Annotated in this window: 15 protein-coding genes; 7 read left to right on the forward strand and 8 right to left on the reverse strand. The window is 63.5% G+C overall.

The window, feature by feature from the left end; genetic code table 11:
* Nucleotides 1-123: 123 nt before the first annotated feature.
* From ABIB90_RS19965 to ABIB90_RS19975, 3 genes are all read right to left on the reverse strand, one after another.
* Nucleotides 124-1293, reverse strand: coding sequence for a Gfo/Idh/MocA family protein (locus ABIB90_RS19965; protein WP_354201258.1), 1170 nt, complete (start codon nucleotides 1291-1293; stop codon nucleotides 124-126).
* A gap of 49 nt (nucleotides 1294-1342) precedes the next feature.
* Entirely contained in the window at nucleotides 1343-1654 is a 312-nt protein-coding gene (locus tag ABIB90_RS19970; RefSeq protein WP_007601095.1) for a septal ring lytic transglycosylase RlpA family protein, read from the reverse strand.
* Nucleotides 1655-1761: 107 nt separating this feature from the next.
* Nucleotides 1762-2604 carry a CmcJ/NvfI family oxidoreductase gene (locus tag ABIB90_RS19975; protein ID WP_354201259.1) on the reverse strand — a complete coding sequence of 281 codons (843 nt, stop codon included), beginning with the start codon at nucleotides 2602-2604 and terminating at the stop codon, nucleotides 1762-1764.
* Between the two features lie 440 nt (nucleotides 2605-3044).
* Here ABIB90_RS19975 and ABIB90_RS19980 point away from each other — a divergent pair, with 440 nt between their 5' ends.
* Nucleotides 3045-4139 (forward strand): catalase family protein, encoded by a 1095-nt coding sequence (locus ABIB90_RS19980; RefSeq protein WP_354170686.1) that lies wholly within the window; start codon nucleotides 3045-3047, stop codon nucleotides 4137-4139.
* A 5-nt stretch (nucleotides 4140-4144) separates the two neighbouring features.
* Here the strand turns inward: ABIB90_RS19980 and ABIB90_RS19985 are convergent, their stop codons facing one another.
* Nucleotides 4145-7219 carry an ATP-binding protein gene (locus ABIB90_RS19985; RefSeq protein ID WP_354201260.1) on the reverse strand — a complete coding sequence of 1025 codons (3075 nt, stop codon included), beginning with the start codon at nucleotides 7217-7219 and terminating at the stop codon, nucleotides 4145-4147.
* A gap of 202 nt (nucleotides 7220-7421) precedes the next feature.
* On the opposite strand from ABIB90_RS19985, the gene ABIB90_RS19990 reads away from it, so the two are divergent.
* Both ABIB90_RS19990 and ABIB90_RS19995 read left to right on the forward strand, forming a co-directional pair.
* Complete coding sequence (locus ABIB90_RS19990) at nucleotides 7422-7601, forward strand: hypothetical protein (protein ID WP_007601079.1); 180 nt, start codon at nucleotides 7422-7424, stop codon at nucleotides 7599-7601.
* Nucleotides 7598-7801, forward strand: a complete 204-nt coding sequence (locus tag ABIB90_RS19995; protein ID WP_354201261.1) for a hypothetical protein — start codon at nucleotides 7598-7600, stop codon at nucleotides 7799-7801. The genes ABIB90_RS19990 and ABIB90_RS19995 overlap by 4 nt, the downstream gene beginning before the upstream one ends.
* A 4-nt stretch (nucleotides 7802-7805) precedes the next feature.
* On the opposite strand, the gene ABIB90_RS20000 is transcribed toward ABIB90_RS19995, so the two are convergent.
* The gene (locus ABIB90_RS20000) at nucleotides 7806-8252 is read right to left on the reverse strand and encodes a hypothetical protein (protein WP_354170680.1); all 447 of its coding nucleotides are present in this window, start codon (nucleotides 8250-8252) and stop codon (nucleotides 7806-7808) included.
* 345 nt (nucleotides 8253-8597) lie between these two features.
* Here ABIB90_RS20000 and glgC point away from each other — a divergent pair, with 345 nt between their 5' ends.
* From glgC to ABIB90_RS20015, 3 genes are read left to right on the forward strand one after another with little or no spacing between them, the layout of a single operon-like run.
* On the forward strand, nucleotides 8598-9860 hold the full coding sequence (gene glgC, locus ABIB90_RS20005; RefSeq protein WP_007601076.1) for a glucose-1-phosphate adenylyltransferase: 1263 nt from the start codon (nucleotides 8598-8600) through the stop codon (nucleotides 9858-9860).
* Entirely contained in the window at nucleotides 9857-11311 is a 1455-nt protein-coding gene (gene glgA, locus ABIB90_RS20010; protein WP_354201262.1) for a glycogen synthase GlgA, read from the forward strand. Before glgC ends, glgA begins: the two co-directional genes overlap by 4 nt.
* A 36-nt stretch (nucleotides 11312-11347) precedes the next feature.
* A complete protein-coding gene (locus ABIB90_RS20015; RefSeq protein ID WP_007601071.1) occupies nucleotides 11348-11608 on the forward strand; it encodes a SemiSWEET transporter in 261 nt (86 codons plus the stop codon).
* 96 nt (nucleotides 11609-11704) lie between these two features.
* Here the strand turns inward: ABIB90_RS20015 and ABIB90_RS20020 are convergent, their stop codons facing one another.
* On the reverse strand, nucleotides 11705-12499 hold the full coding sequence (locus tag ABIB90_RS20020; protein ID WP_007601070.1) for a DODA-type extradiol aromatic ring-opening family dioxygenase: 795 nt from the start codon (nucleotides 12497-12499) through the stop codon (nucleotides 11705-11707).
* Between the two features lie 156 nt (nucleotides 12500-12655).
* Here ABIB90_RS20020 and ABIB90_RS20025 point away from each other — a divergent pair, with 156 nt between their 5' ends.
* Complete coding sequence (locus ABIB90_RS20025; protein WP_007601069.1) at nucleotides 12656-12835, forward strand: hypothetical protein; 180 nt, start codon at nucleotides 12656-12658, stop codon at nucleotides 12833-12835.
* 17 nt (nucleotides 12836-12852) lie between these two features.
* Here ABIB90_RS20025 and ABIB90_RS20030 read toward each other — a convergent pair whose 3' ends face one another.
* Nucleotides 12853-14313, reverse strand: a complete 1461-nt coding sequence (locus ABIB90_RS20030) for a carboxylesterase/lipase family protein (RefSeq protein ID WP_007601068.1) — start codon at nucleotides 14311-14313, stop codon at nucleotides 12853-12855.
* A gap of 81 nt (nucleotides 14314-14394) precedes the next feature.
* On the reverse strand, nucleotides 14395-14571 hold the full coding sequence (locus ABIB90_RS20035; RefSeq protein WP_245286002.1) for a hypothetical protein: 177 nt from the start codon (nucleotides 14569-14571) through the stop codon (nucleotides 14395-14397).
* Nucleotides 14572-14650: the final 79 nt, after the last annotated feature.

A 14650-nucleotide genomic window follows, 5' to 3' on the forward strand; every position in this document is an offset into this window, starting at 1 on the left:
CGAGCGATCCTCTTGCAGCTGCGTTTGCGGATAGAACCCCTCATCCGGCGCTTCGCGCCACCTTCTCCCGCAAGGGGAGAAGGAAAGGAAGCGAGCAGAACGACCATTCAATACGACAACTCCCTACAACATCACCCGCCGTCCCTCCTCCGCCGCCCAATAGCCGGCGTAGTTCACCTTGATCGTCTCATACGCCAGCGCCAGGTCCGACAGCGGCTGGCGTCCCGTCGCGGCGCATTCCATGAAGTCCTGGATCTCCTGGAGATAGCCGCGGGTCCACTCCTCCTCGAGGCAGACATATTGCCAGCCGGTTTTGCGGTCAACCTTCTCGGTGATGTAGACCGAGGCGAGTTTCTGCTCGGAGGTCTGGTAGCTCATCAGATGATTGTTCGGCGTGATGTTGGCGAACAGCGAGCCGCCTGACGTGTAGGTCTCGATCAGATTGCGCACGCCGCCCATGATCATGTCGCCGGAGAACACGGTGGCCTTGGTGCCGTCCGAAAACGTCGCGGTCAGCGTGCCCCAATCTTCGACGTCAACAGGATTGGCCTTGATGTAAGTACGCTCCTCCGGCTTGAGGACGGCCGTGACATTGCCGACATCGCCACTGACGCTGGCGACGCGGATGGTTTCACCGCGCGCCTTGGCCTCGACTTGCTTGAGATACAGCACGGCGGAGAGCGGATGGCAGCCCATTCGGATCAGCGAGCCGCCGCCGGTCATCGCCCATTGCGCGGCATGGACCGCATGCGAGCCGGAATGGCTCTCCTCGCCCTTCATGAACAGGATTTTGTCTTTCGTCGCCTTGATGATCTCCGCGGTCTTGGTCACGGCCGGCGCGTAGATCCAGTCCTCCGCATACATGAAGAGTTTTCCGGTGCGCTCGATCGCGGCACGCGTGGCGTCCATCTCTTCCAGCACACGCTCATACATCAGCGCCTTCGGCACATGCTTGCCGATCGGCTGCCGGTCGCCGTCACGGCCGAAATAGCCGGCGAACGGCTTTTCGCAGATGACATGCTTGCCGGCCTGCATGGCGGCGACGATCATCCCCGCATGAAGATTGGGCGGCGTGCAGATGTCGATGACATCGAGCTCGCCGTCCGCGATCAGCTCGGCGAAGCTGCGATGGACCCGTGGGATCTGGTGGCGGTGTGCAAATTCGACGACGTGGTCGCCGCGCGCAGCGACCGCCGCGACCTCGACATCCACGCCGTAGACGCGCCGGAACGCATACATATGCAGCTCCGACACGAACCCGCAGCCGACGAGTCCCACCCTGATCCTGGCCATAGCGCCCCCTGACCCATGCTTTGGGCAGCACTATAGCGCGCTGGCAGGTCTATTCCACCGAGACCCGCACCACGCCGGCACTCATCATGCCCAGCGCCTTGGCGGCCGGCACCGAGAGATCGACGATCCGGCCGCGGATGAAGGGGCCGCGATCGTTGACGCGGCATTGAATCGAGCGGCTGCCGTACGACACCCTCAGCACGCTTCCGAAGGGGCGCGTCCGGTGCGCGCAGGTCAACTCGCCTTTCCCGGCTTTTCCGTATCCGTAATAGGAGGCAAGCCCGCTTTCGGCCTGGGCAAAGGAAACTGCAGAAAGCGAAAAAGTGGCAAGGCAAGAAAATAGCGTGGTCTGCGCTCGCACGGCACCGCTCCCGGTTGGCCCTGCCCCGCGCAAGCAACGTTTGTTGGTTCCGGTGAGTTCCTGAGCCGCCGCCGGGCCACGCCCGGCGGTGCCATCACACATTGTTACTATTTGTGAAAGACCAGCGTGCGGACTTCGATGCTCTCACGCGGCGCCGCGTCGGCCGGCGTGGTCGGATCGACGAACGCGGTGTGCGGCCCGAAGCGGGTGCGGCCATCGGTTGCGGAGTCGTAGCACTTGAGCAGCAGTGCTTCGTCCGGTGTCATCTCGGGGAAATAGAACCAGCGATGGTTCGGGTTATATTTCACCGAATAAGTCTCGCCGCGGCGGTTAGGATAGATCAGATCGGAGGCGACGAGATCGTCAGGCGCGACCGTCGTGCCGTCAGCCATCGCCAGCGGCGAATCCCGCAAGGGACCGCGGATCGGCCGCCACAGATTGATCACCTGGACGCGGCCCTTTAGCAACTCCTCGGCCTCGTCGGGCAGATGCTCGCGCACACGGTTGGCGCCCGAGACCGCGGTCTGGTCGACGTGGACGCGCGTTGCCGGCTGACGTGGGCCACCGTCGCGAATATCCGCGGCACCCTCGACACGCCTGCGGACGGTATGGTCGAAGATGACGACGCGGTCTGCTTTCAGCGTTGCGCGCAGGAAGGCCTCGACGGCGGGATAGTAGACCGCCCTCACCTCTTCGTCGTTGCTGAAGTCCTTCACTCGGGTTGGATGCCGCACCAGCGCAAAGCCTTCGCGGTCGAGCGAGAAATTTTGTGCGATCAGTCGCGCATCGAAGATTGGGACCTGATGCGGCTCCGGCAACGACGTGCTCTTGGGCTCGCCAGGCGGCGGATCGAAGGCATAGGTGCGCGGCTTGCCGGAAACCGGCGCGAGATAGTTGAGTTCAGCGGTGACGAAGGGAAGCGATTCGATTTTTGTTTCTTGCAGGCCCATGGCCGGTCTCCCGATGTGGTCGTCGTTATGATTTTTGATGGGAGGGAGCGCGGCGCAAGGAAGGTCTTGCAAATAGCAATGCGGGTGTTGTCGTTAGCATGAAACGCAGAACGAACGTTTCGCGGAATCCTGTCGGATTGGAATGCGCTCTGTCCGCTTCACGGCTGCTTGAGAGCTTGTGAGATCTCGTGCCCCGGCCAGGCCTTAAGGAAAAGATCAGGACAACATAAGGAGCCGATAAGGACTTCCGAGACGCCGCTGGCCTAGCATCGAGCGTGTGATCGCGTCGGTAACAGGATGCCTCATGCCACGGCCTGTCCAGGCAATCACAACTCGCTCTCGGGTTGCCGATCCCGACCGGACGGGCTTACAGTGGCATTCACCCTGCGGCCGTCGACGCTTGCAATGGGAAGGCGACCTTCGGGCTGGAGATCAGCGCCATGTCAGCCGATCAGTATCTTCGTTACGATCCGTCCGTCGAACAAATCCGGCCGGAGGAAGCGGCGGCCGTCGAGGAGATCGTTGCCTCGATTTCGCGAACGAGCGATCGCACTTTTCACAAAGACAAGCACGGAACCCGACAGCAGCACGCCAAGGGCGCCGGCTATCTCCGGGGCGAGCTGATCGTCTACGAGGATTTGCCGGATCATCTGCGCCAGGGCCTGTTCAAGCAGGCTGGCCACTTCCCGATCATCGTCCGCCTCTCCACCGCATTCAACAGGAGCGATCGCGTACGCTCGCCGCGGGGGTTTGCCATCAAGGTCTTGGGCGTGACTGGGGCCAAGGCGCTCGGCGACGACGATTCGACGAACCAGGATCTTCTGCTCGTCAATCACCCCAGCTATTTCGCGGATGCGATGGCCTATATGCGCGCACAGCACAACGTCGAGCGCACCCTGTTCCTGCCTGATCTGGCGTACGTACCCATAGGCTTTCTCGCGCGCGTGCTGGTCGCCGCATCGGACAGAACAGGCATTCCGATCCCGATCGTCTTGAAAGCGCTCGGTGATGCCGGCAGCAACATCCTCGGAGAAACCTTTCACACGGAGGGAGCATTGCGGTTTGGCGATTATATCGCAAGGCTTCGCCTGGTGCCGATCTCGGCGTCGGTTCGACAACTCACCGGCCAACCCTGCCACGATGCCGATCATGCCGTGCTGAACAGCGTCGTCGCCTTCTTCAAGGACAATGCGGCCGAGTACGAACTGTTTGCCCAGCTCTGCACCGACCTGGAGCGAACACCGATCGAAGATGCCTCGATCGACTGGCCCGAAGACGTCGCGCCGCCGCAAGCACTCGGCAAGATCACGCTTCCGCGCCAGACCGCCGACAGCCCCGCGCGTCGCGTCTATTCCGACGAGGTGCTTTCGTTCGACCCATGGCGATGTCTCGCCGCGCATCAGCCGCTCGGCTCGATCATGCGGTTGCGCAGGGATGCCTACAGTGCCTCCCGCACGCTGCGGCAGCAGCAAAATCAATTCAAGGTCAAGCAACGGCCCGGCGAACCGCGAGAGATCGCGGACCTGCCGGATTGAGCCGATCACCGTCCCTCATGATGAGGCCCGGTGGTGTCCCGGCCTGCGTCGAAAAAGGACGCCGAGCGCAGCGGATCGCCGGGATCAAGCGTCTCTGCCAGCGATGCGATCACCTGGCTGGAGCGGTCCCGCCATTTGGCAGCCCTTTGCGCTTGTCCGAGGCTCTCATAGACCACCGCGGTCGTGCGATAAACCCGCCAGGCGGCGTGCGGTAGCCTGGCATGGCGGAGAATCGAAGTGGCCGCCGCCAAATGCCCGCCGGCGAGTTGCGTATCCTGCTTCACGATCGCAATTCTCGCCATGGCCTCGTAGCACAGCGCGAGAAACGGCCGGTCGGGTGCCGCGCTCGTCACCTCGTGAAATTGGTTGGCCGAGCTCTGGGCGCGGTCCAGATCGCCAATCGCGATCCAATAGTCGCAGCAAGTCAGCAGATAGTGGGGGATGACCAGCGACTCCATCGGCACCCGGTCGACCTCCATTCGCCGCTCCATCGCATCGAGATGCTGCCGCGCCCGAGCCAGGTCGCCCATCCTGACATAAGCTCGCGCCAGCAGGTTCCTGCCGACGAAGAAGGTGAACGGATTGGCCTCGATCATCGGGCCGAGCGCATCCTCCGCACGCCGTGACGCGCTGCCATATTCCTCCGCCTCGGAATACAGCCATCCGATCGTGAGATGACACAGCGCGACGGCCTGCGGATTTGCATTCCGCTCCGAGATGGCCAACGCGGAGACGACGTTTCGTTGCGCCCGTCCCCATTCACCGAGATAAATCTGGGCAAACGCCTCGACCGATTCATAGAGGACGAACAGATAGACGTCACCGACCAGGCGGGCGAGCTCCTTTCCCCGGGTCGTCGCATCGCAGCAGGCCGGGTAATTCGCGCGCAGGAACTCCAGCACCATCTCCATCGAGCAGCGTCGCAGCCGCATGCTCAGATCCTGCTCTCCGGTGATCAGTGCTGATGCATGCTCGGCAAGGTCCGCATTCTCGCGATCCCAGCCGCGGAGCATCAGCTTCAAATTGGCAACGTTCCCCTGGACCAGCGCGCTGAATGCGGCGTCGTCGATCGCCCTGCTCTTGACAAGGGCCTGTTCCGCAACAGGCAGGCTCTGGCGTCGATCGACGTAAAGACAAAATCTGCTGAGATCGACCAGCGCGTTCACCTCTTCGCGCACGTGCCCGTTCTCCGCCGCGTGCGCGACGACGGCGCTGAGATCCTGCAGGGAATTCAGGAAATCTCCACTGGCCCGCCAGGCCCAGGCGCGCTGAAGCAGCAACTTCAGACGTGTCGCCACCTGAAACTCCGGCGGCAGATGCGGCACCAGTTCCAAGGCGCGGGACAGGTAATTGGCGGCCTCGCGCGTGCTGAACCTTCGCGCCGAGCCCTCGGCCGCCGCGCCCAGATAATGCATCGCTTTCGGGAAATCGCGGCCCAATTCGAAGTGGCGCGCGACAATCGCGGCGATCTCTACAGCCTGCGGCCCGTATCCCTGCTCGAGCCCTGCCCCAAGCAGCGCATGGGTTTTCGTGCGGCGCGCCGGTGCGAGCCGCTGGTAGAGGATCTCCTGGTACAGCGCGTGCTGGAACGCATAGCGACCGGAGACACCTCCGTTCGGCCACTCGGTCATGCCGGCCACGACGATAATGCGATCGGTCCGTGCCAGGTCCTCGCACATCTGCTCGACATCCAGCACGGGACGGTCCAGCGCACCGGCGATATGAAGCGCGGAAAACTCCGCTCCCGCCGCACTGGCGACCTCGAGCAGGCAGCGCTCGTCCACGGTGAGGTGATCGATCTGCTGCTTGATCATTCCTTCCAGATCGCGCGGCATGCTGTCATGCGAGGCCGCGTCTTCGCTGACCAGCCGCCAGCCCAATTCGTGCTCGACCAGCGCGCCTTGCGCCACGAGATGATCGAGCAGAGACGACACGAACAGAGGATGCCCGCCGGTTCGCGCGAAGATGCCTTCGACCAGCTCTCTGGCGAAATCGGCCGAGTTGAAGCGCAGCGAAAGATAGCGTTCGACGTCGATGCCGGTCAGTCGATCGAGCGCGAGCTCGGTGGCGTGTCCATGAATCCGCAAGTCCTGGTGAACGGCACGGATAGGATGTCCGCCGACGGCGACTTCCATCGGCCGGTAGGTGGCCAGCACGAGGATAGAAGCCCTCCGATCCCGGCGCGCAAGCCGGGAGAGCACATCCACGGTGGCAAAGTCGCTCCAATGCAGATCTTCCAGGATGATCACCCATGGTCGCGTGACGGCGAGATGTTCCATGAGATCGGCAAATTCGCGCAGCATGCGCTCCCGGGTTGCGCCAAAGACCTCATGCTGGAATGCGGCCCGGTCTGCTTCTCCGAGGAATCCGGGCATTTGCGCGAGCCAGGTCGGCGCGTGCTCGCGGATCGACGTCAGCAGCGATGCTCCATCGGTTCGACGGCAGCACTCGTTCAGCGCTCCGATCAGCGGAAGAAAGGCCTCATGGGTGCCGAACAACTCGTTGCAGCTACAGTGCAGCACGCCCAGTCCCTGCTGGTTCATCCTGTCGAGCGTCATCTGCAAGAGGGTTGTCTTGCCGATCCCGGCCTCGCCGGTGATGAAGACGACCTGACGCTGTCCGGTACGAGCGAGTTGCAACGCCTTGTCCAGCGTGTCGAGTGCGCCCGTGCGCCCGACCCTCCAGTGCCGCCGTCGATCGGCAGCCTGCTCCGTGACGGACGCCGCCTCCTCTTCGGGCGCCCGCTCGATCGCAGGCAATTCGGCGGTCGCGACCGCCGCAATGAAGCGATAGCCGCGCCGCGTGACCGTCTCGATGTAATTGGGGGACTGCCTGTCGTCGCCGAGCACCGAGCGTAGCGCGTTCACGGCAACGGCGAGGCTCGACTCGCTGACGTGTAGATCGGACCAGACTGCGTCGAGCAACTCTTCCTTGGTGACGAGTTCACCGGGCCGACCGACGAGATAGCAAAGAACCTCGAACGGCTTCGGCGCCAGCGCGATCCGGTCCCCGCCTCGCCACAATAGCGCGTTGGCCCGGTCGAGGCGGAATTCACCAAAGGCAAGCGCGTCTGTACGCACGGCTCCGACCCCCGGATGATCCCTGATCTTAAGGCAAAGCTCAGCCAAATGTAAGGGCACGCTAAAGACCTGCGCCCTGCGCCGGTACTAGCGTCGGCCTGTCCATTTCAGAGACGCCGGTAAGTCGTCGGACGGCCTTTTCATCACGCTGTCATTTCAGTCGACAGGCAGTCGATGCCTGAATTTTGGCAAGGAGTTGGCCATGAGCATTTTAAAACATTTGGCGATCCCGCCTCTCGCTTTGGCCATTCGCCATTACGACGTCAGGGTCATATTGGGCGTCACCGTCCTCAGCCGCATCTTCCTCGTCGCCATCTACCTTGCGTGCGGCGGCCCGGGCCTGTCCGAGTTCGATCTCGCCAACACGATCGCGCTGCCATGAGCTCGGGACCGCTCGAATGGTGCATCGAGATCGCGATCATCGTCGCGATCTGCATCGGGATTGTCGCGGGCGGGCATGGCCGGCTCGTCGTGCCGCATCACCGGGCTCAACGCGCGCAAGCCGATCGGGCCGCTTGCGTCCAGCGGCCCTCAAACGTCTTCAGCATCATCGCGCTGCGGCGAGGCGCTCCGCCCGTTTGATCGATCACCAATATCCGCGGTGATAGGCCCGGTAGTAGCCGTAGCGCGGACCGTAATATGGACGATAGGCGCGATAGCCGTAATAGCGGGGACGCGCGTAGTAGCCGCCATAACCGTAACCTGGTCCATAGCCGCCATAATAGGCAGGAGCATAACCGTAAGCCGGCCCGGGATATCCGTAGCCGCCGTAATACGGACCGCCGCCATAGTAGCCATAGCCATAAGGCGCGCTGCTGGCGATGGCGCTGCCGATGATCGCGCCGGCGGCGAGGCCGCCAATACCCCAGCCGAAACCTCGGCCGCGCCAGTAGACCTGCGTGACATCATCGCCGGCCGCGGCCTTCATGGTCGCGACATTGGTGGGCATCGGGCCCGCTGCCGCCTGCTCGACTTGGCCGGCCATGACCGCGCCGGCCAGCGAGCATGCAATTGCCGTCTTCCAGATCGTCATCGTCTTACTCCCTGTCTGACATTTTGCTTGGACATGGATGCAGCCCATGATCGGCCATCCTGGCGCAAGGTCAAAGCCAGAAATTCGGCCCCGAATTTGCGTGCACCGCACAAGACGCATGCCTCCATTCTGATCAACCGGGTCCCGACGGGCTCGACAACCTCACCGCGTGTGACACCGGCAAGACGGTGCCTGGGGCCCGATCACCACGGCAAAGCATTAAGCTTCCGGCGCATTCGCAACCAACAACCACCTTCCCGATTTACTATTCGTGCCGTTACTATCGGTTCCAAATGAGCGCGGCCGGGAGGCTTCTCGCGAGCGCCAGAGTTGTGGGAGAATGACATGAGTGCCGCGAGACCCGAGCCGCTTGCCCGTCAGGCGCTGGCGTTCGTCCTGGCCGGCGGACGCGGCAGCCGGCTCCTGGAGCTGACCGACCGACGCGCCAAGCCCGCGGTCTATTTCGGCGGAAAATCCCGCATCATCGATTTCGCGCTGTCGAACGCGGTGAACTCGGGCATCCGTCGCATCGCAGTCGCGACCCAGTACAAGGCGCACAGCCTGATCCGGCACCTTCAGATGGGCTGGAACTTCTTCCGTCCCGAGCGCAACGAGAGCTTCGACATCCTCCCGGCGAGCCAGCGTGTCTCCGAAAACATGTGGTACGTCGGCACGGCCGATGCGGTCTACCAGAACATCGACATCATCGAATCCCACGCCTGCCGTTTCATCGTGGTTCTCGCCGGCGACCATATCTATAAAATGGATTACGAGGTGATGCTGCGCCAGCATGTCGACAGCGGCGCCGACGTCACCGTCGGGTGCCTGGAGATGCCGCGCCAGGAATCTTCCGGCTTCGGCATCATGCATATCGACGAGAACGGCTGGATCAAAGAGTTCCTGGAAAAGCCGAAAGATCCGCCGCCGATGCCGGGCAAGCCGGACGTCTCGCTCGCCAGCATGGGCATCTACGTGTTCGACGCGAAATTCCTGTTTGAGGAGCTGAAGCGCGACGCCGAGGATCCGAATTCCAACCACGATTTCGGCAGGGACATCATCCCCTACCTCGTCAAGAACGGCCGCGCCATGGCGCACCAGTACTCGACCTCCTGCGTCCGCTCCGGCAGCGACCCCCGCGCCTATTGGCGCGATGTCGGCACCGTCGACGCCTATTGGGCCGCCAATATCGACCTTACCGACGTAGTGCCCGAGCTCGATTTGTTCGACAGCGCCTGGCCGATCTGGTCCTATTCGGAGATCACACCACCGGCAAAATTCGTCCACGACGAGGAGAGCCGGCGCGGCCAGGCCGTGAGCTCGCTGGTCTCGGGAGGCTGCATCATTTCCGGCGCCTCGCTGCGGCGCTCACTGCTGTTCACCGGCGTGCGCGTCAACTCCTACGCCAACGTCGAGAACGCCGTGATCATGCCCTACGTCAATGTCGGCCGCGGCGCGCGCCTGAAGAACGTCGTGATCGATCGCGGCGTCGAGATCCCGGAAGGGCTCGTCGTCGGCGAAGATCCCGAATTGGACGCAAGACGCTTCCGCACCACCGAGCAGGGCATTTCGCTCATCACCCAGCCGATGCTCGACAGGCTCAATACATGACGCCTGTTCGCGTCCTCGCGGTCGCCTCTGAAGTTTATCCCATCGTCAAGACCGGCGGCCTCGCGGATGTCGCGGGAGCGCTGCCGATTGCGCTCAAGGCGCATGGCGTCGAGATGCGCACGCTGATGCCGGGCTATCCGGACGTGATGCGGGCGCTGGGGGGAGCCGACGAAATCCGGCGCTGGCCGGATTATTTCGGCGGACCCGGACGTCTGCTCGCCGGCTCGCATGACGGCCTCGATCTGTTCGTGCTCGACGTGCCGCATCTCTACGCACGGCCTGGCAACCCCTACGTGACACCCGAAGGCGTCGACTGGGCGGACAATGGCGTGCGGTTCGCCGCGCTGTCGCGCATCGCGGCCGATATCGGCCACGGCCTCGTTCCTGCCTTCGTGCCCGACGTGGTGCATGCCCACGATTGGCAGGCCGGGCTGGCGCCGGCCTATCTGCACTACGACAACCGGCCGCGGCCCGCCACCGTGATGACCATCCACAACATGGCCTATCAGGGCAAGTTCGCGCCCGAGCTGATCGGTTCGATTGGCCTGCCCTGGCGCGCCTATGGCGTCAACGACCTCGAATATTTCGGCGGCATTAGTTTTTTGAAGGCCGGCCTGCAATTCGCCGATCGCATCACCACGGTCTCGCCGACCTATGCGCAGGAGATCCAGACCGACGAGGGCGGCATGGGGTTCGGCGGCCTGCTTCGCGCCCGCGCCAACGTGCTGAGCGGAATCCTCAACGGCATCGATGTATCCGTTTGGAATCCGCAAGAAGATCCGCACATCGCCTACCGCTTCGGCGCGGAGGACCTCACGTTCCGGGCCGCCAACAAGGCGGTGCTTCAGCAACAGTTCAATCTGGATTCCTCGGACGAAGCGCCATTGCTCGGCGTCATCAGCCGCCTGTCCTGGCAGAAGGGGCTCGATCTCCTGCTCGAGGCCATCCCGACCATTTTGCGCGAAGGCATGCAGCTCGCGCTGCTCGGCAGCGGCGACCGCGATCTCCAGGATCGCTATCAGGCCGTTGCGCGCGCGCACCCTGGCCGGATCGGAGTCGTGATCGGCTACGACGAGATCATGGCGCATCTGATCCAGGCCGGCTCGGACGCGCTCATCGTGCCCTCGCGGTTCGAGCCGTGCGGCCTGACCCAACTCTGCGCGTTGCGCTACGGCGCCGTGCCCATCGTTTCGCGCGTCGGCGGCCTCGAGGATACCATCGTCGATATCGGCGAGGCCGATAAATCGGGCCACGATGCCACCGGCTTCAAGTTCGGTCCTGTGACTGCGGATGCTCTCGCCGGCACGCTGCGCAAGGCCAACATCGCCTTCCACGACAAGGTGACCTGGCGCCGCCTGCAACTGAGCGGCCTTGCGACCGACGTGTCCTGGCGCAACCGCGCCGGTGACTATGCCGCGCTCTATCGCGGCCTCATGACCGCGCGCGCCTGAGGCACGACATCGTCGAATCAATGCTATAGAGCCGTCATGGACCCGTTCTTGATCAAGCTGATCGGCTTTGCCGCCGCGACCTGCACCACCGTGGCCTACGCGCCGCAAGCCATCAAAGTGTGGAAGACCCGCTCCACCGGCGATATTTCGCTCGGCATGTTCCTGGTCATGGTGCTGGGGCTGGCGCTCTGGCTCGTCTACGGCCTGCTGTCGGGCGACGCGCCCCTCGTCGCCGCAAACGCCATCACCATCGTGCTCGCCGGCGGCATCCTGTTCATGAAGCTGAAATACGGGTGAGCTCGAAGCTGCGTAGGGCGGATTGGCCGAAGGCGTAATCCGCCGCCTTCATTGCGGCCCGATGGTGGATTACGCTTCGCTAATCCACCCTACGATTCATCCGAACACATACGACGCCATCGCGACATTCGCGACCTCGTCGACGAAGACGCGCTTGCCCGCGTCGCTGCCGGCGGCGCCGGCGGCTACCATCAGCGGCAGCAGATGATCTTCGCGCGGATGGGCCAGGCGCGCGCTCGGTGCATTCTCCCAGTCAACCAGCATCGCGTTGCGGCGCGCCGCGTCCTTGTGGCTGATCGCCTCGTTCAGATACGCCTCGAAATCATACGAGACCGGCTTCGACTCGGCACGGCCGAACCCGCGCATGTTGTGATAGGTCAGCCCGCTGCCGACGATCAGAATGCCTTCGTCCCGCAGCGAAGTGATGGCCTGGCCCACCCTGATGTGCTCGGCCGGATCGTAAGTCGATCTCAGCGACAGCAGCACGATCGGCATGTCGGCGTTCGGATACATCAGCCCGAGCGGCACGAAGGTGCCGTGATCGAAGCCCTGGTTGGGATCCTCCCGGCAATCGACGCCCGCGCGCATGAGCAGCGCCTTCACCTCGGCGGCGAGCTCGGGCCGCCCCGGCGCCGGATATTTGAGGTGGTAGGTGTGCTCGGGAAAACCGTGATAATCGTACACCATCGGCGGATGCGCCGAGGTGGACACGGTGAAGGCGTCAGCCTCCCAATGTCCTGATATGACGAGCACGGCCTTCGGCCTCTCCGGCAAGAGCTGCGGCAGCTGGCCGAACGCCCCGGCGGTTTTCGCATATTGCACCCGCCTGTCTTCCATGAACGGCCAGGGACCGCCGCCATGCGACAGGAAGAAGGTCGGAAATCGCACCATGAGCGAAGGCTCGTTTCATTGGCAACGCGCGTGCGAGCTGCCCGCGCGATCGGCCGCGAGCATAGGCAAACCCGTATGGTTAGCAAGACGTTAACGATTTTTCGCCCAGAATCCGGGGGGTAGCCGAAGGAGTCGGCCAGCAGCCAGGGACGTGAAATGAAGAAGTTTGCGTTGGGGGACGTGGTCAACAGCGACAAGGGCCGCCGCGGCGTCGTTCGCGCCGCCTACAAGTCGAAGGAAGGCCAGCAATTCTATGCCGTCGAGAAAGACGGCGCGATGGATTATCTGGAGGAAGACCGGCTGAGCCCGGCGCCGCGCGTCGAACTCGCGGCTTAAATCCAACTCAACCTGCCCTAACGCCCGAACCGGTCCAGGCGCTCCGACCAGGGGTCGTCTCCGCTCGCGATGCGATCGTTCGTGATCAGCAGCAGGCGATCGCTGCCTGCGGCCGCGTCCCAATGGGGCAGGTCCGCACCGTTGGGATCGCCGCTCTTGGCGAAATTGATCCAGTAGGCACGCATGCGATTTGCGACCTCGCGATCGGCTCGTGACAGGATGCCCGCACCCGGCATGCCTTCCACGCCGAAGATGAACTGCAATTCCCGCCCGTGACCGCCCTCGGGGTTGGCGCGCCGTGCCTCCGGCACATAGGCGAAGCGATAGCGAAAGGTGGGCGCACCGCTGGCGGCGTGCAGGCGCGCCAGCAGTCTCACCGGCTCGGAGAAGATCTTGTCGGTGTAGAACCTTGCCGCGCGGCTGGAAGATCTGGCGAGGTCGGAATAGAGCCTGCGCAGCTCATCGCTGGTGGTGCCTGACGATGCCAGCTCTTCCCGGATATCCAGCTCGTCGTCGAAACCGGTCTCGTCGTCGTTCGAGCCGATGATCAAGGGAATGCGGCTCTCATGTCCGGCCGCGAAGCCCGCGGCGACATCCTCGCTCACCAGACTTCCATCGATCGTCGGCCCAAAGCTGCGCGGTGATTTTTCCAGGAGATGTTTTTCGACGGCAAGCAGGCGTCGCGGCTCGGCTGCGCGCAAGTCGGCCTGTCGCCCCAGCGCCGCCATGAATTGCCGACCCACAATCTCGGCCTCTTGTGCCGAACGCAGGCGCGCACGGCCGGGGATCGATTGCAGAATGGCTCTCTGGAAGAGATCGCGCGATTGCTCAGACAGCATCAGCAGCGCGATCGAGGTCGCGCCTGCGCCACTGCCGAACAAGGTGACGTTGGCGGGATCGCCGCCGAAGGCCGCGATGTTGTCGTGCACCCAATGCAGCGCCGCGATCTGGTCCATCAGGCCGTAATTACCGGAGCCGCCTTCCGACAGCGCGGGATCGCTGAGCCAGCCGAACGCGCCGAGGCGAAAATTCACGGTCACCACGATGACGCCGGCTTGCGCGAGCCTGGCACCATCGAACAGCGGATCATTCGCGGTGCCGCTGACGAAAGCGCCGTCGTGGATGAACATCATCACCGGCAGCGGGCCGTCGACCCCAAACGGACGGAACACGTTCAGCGTCAGGCAATCCTCGCTCGAACCCGGCAGCGAGGGCTGAAGACACGGCGCGCCATAGGCATAGGCGGTGCGCATCTCCGAACTCTCGGGCGCGGCCTGCGGCGGACGCCAGCGCAGCGGCCCGATCGGCGCGGCCGCATAGGCCAGCCCCTTGAACGAGGCTATCTCGCCTTCGACGGCGCCAAGCATCTGTCCTTCGCGCGTCAGCGCAAATGGAAATTGGCCGACCGGCTGGGCCACGGCCGAGCCGGCGCAACAGAGGACGAGAGACGTCGCAAACAGCGCGAACACGGACCGCATCTTCGGAGCATCTCGATGCGCGGAAGGATTTTGGGCAGGTTATGTCCGTGGCCCGCTGCGAGGCAAGCGCCGCGGCTGCGCCTAGCTCCGCTTGGCCGCAAGCTCGGCCAGTGCGTGCCGTGCGATGATGCCGAGTTCACCGAGCGTGGTGTGACCGGACTGCGCTGCCTCGATCAGCCGCTGGGCGATGAACCTGCGGCTGTCGTGATCGCCGCCGTGCGGCAGTTGGCGGCACGTCTCCTCAAGGACGACGTCCATGTTCGCTTTGGTCCGTTCACTCAACTCTGTCATGACGCCCGTCGGCACGCGTGGCAAAAACAAGAGCATACACAGGTGG

The sequence above is a fragment of the Bradyrhizobium sp. JR4.1 genome, from assembly GCF_040548605.1.
GTDB classification, from domain to species: Bacteria; Pseudomonadota; Alphaproteobacteria; order Rhizobiales; family Xanthobacteraceae; genus Bradyrhizobium; species Bradyrhizobium canariense.

Excerpts from the sequence above, each read along its gene's own strand:
- ABIB90_RS20020 (WP_007601070.1), bottom strand. The coding sequence starts at position 12,499 with ATGGTGCGATTTCCGACCTTCTTCCTGTCGCATGGCGGCGGTCCCTGG.
- ABIB90_RS20025 (WP_007601069.1), top strand. The coding sequence starts at position 12,656 with ATGAAGAAGTTTGCGTTGGGGGACGTGGTCAACAGCGACAAGGGCCGC.
- ABIB90_RS19990 (WP_007601079.1), top strand. The coding sequence starts at position 7,422 with ATGAGCATTTTAAAACATTTGGCGATCCCGCCTCTCGCTTTGGCCATT.
- glgA (WP_354201262.1), top strand. The coding sequence starts at position 9,857 with ATGACGCCTGTTCGCGTCCTCGCGGTCGCCTCTGAAGTTTATCCCATC.
- ABIB90_RS19965 (WP_354201258.1), bottom strand. The coding sequence starts at position 1,293 with ATGGCCAGGATCAGGGTGGGACTCGTCGGCTGCGGGTTCGTGTCGGAG.
- ABIB90_RS20030 (WP_007601068.1), bottom strand. The coding sequence starts at position 14,313 with ATGCGGTCCGTGTTCGCGCTGTTTGCGACGTCTCTCGTCCTCTGTTGC.
- ABIB90_RS19980 (WP_354170686.1), top strand. The coding sequence starts at position 3,045 with ATGTCAGCCGATCAGTATCTTCGTTACGATCCGTCCGTCGAACAAATC.
- ABIB90_RS19975 (WP_354201259.1), bottom strand. The coding sequence starts at position 2,604 with ATGGGCCTGCAAGAAACAAAAATCGAATCGCTTCCCTTCGTCACCGCT.
- ABIB90_RS20000 (WP_354170680.1), bottom strand. The coding sequence starts at position 8,252 with ATGACGATCTGGAAGACGGCAATTGCATGCTCGCTGGCCGGCGCGGTC.
- ABIB90_RS20035 (WP_245286002.1), bottom strand. The coding sequence starts at position 14,571 with ATGGACGTCGTCCTTGAGGAGACGTGCCGCCAACTGCCGCACGGCGGC.
- glgC (WP_007601076.1), top strand. The coding sequence starts at position 8,598 with ATGAGTGCCGCGAGACCCGAGCCGCTTGCCCGTCAGGCGCTGGCGTTC.
- ABIB90_RS19995 (WP_354201261.1), top strand. The coding sequence starts at position 7,598 with ATGAGCTCGGGACCGCTCGAATGGTGCATCGAGATCGCGATCATCGTC.
- ABIB90_RS20015 (WP_007601071.1), top strand. The coding sequence starts at position 11,348 with ATGGACCCGTTCTTGATCAAGCTGATCGGCTTTGCCGCCGCGACCTGC.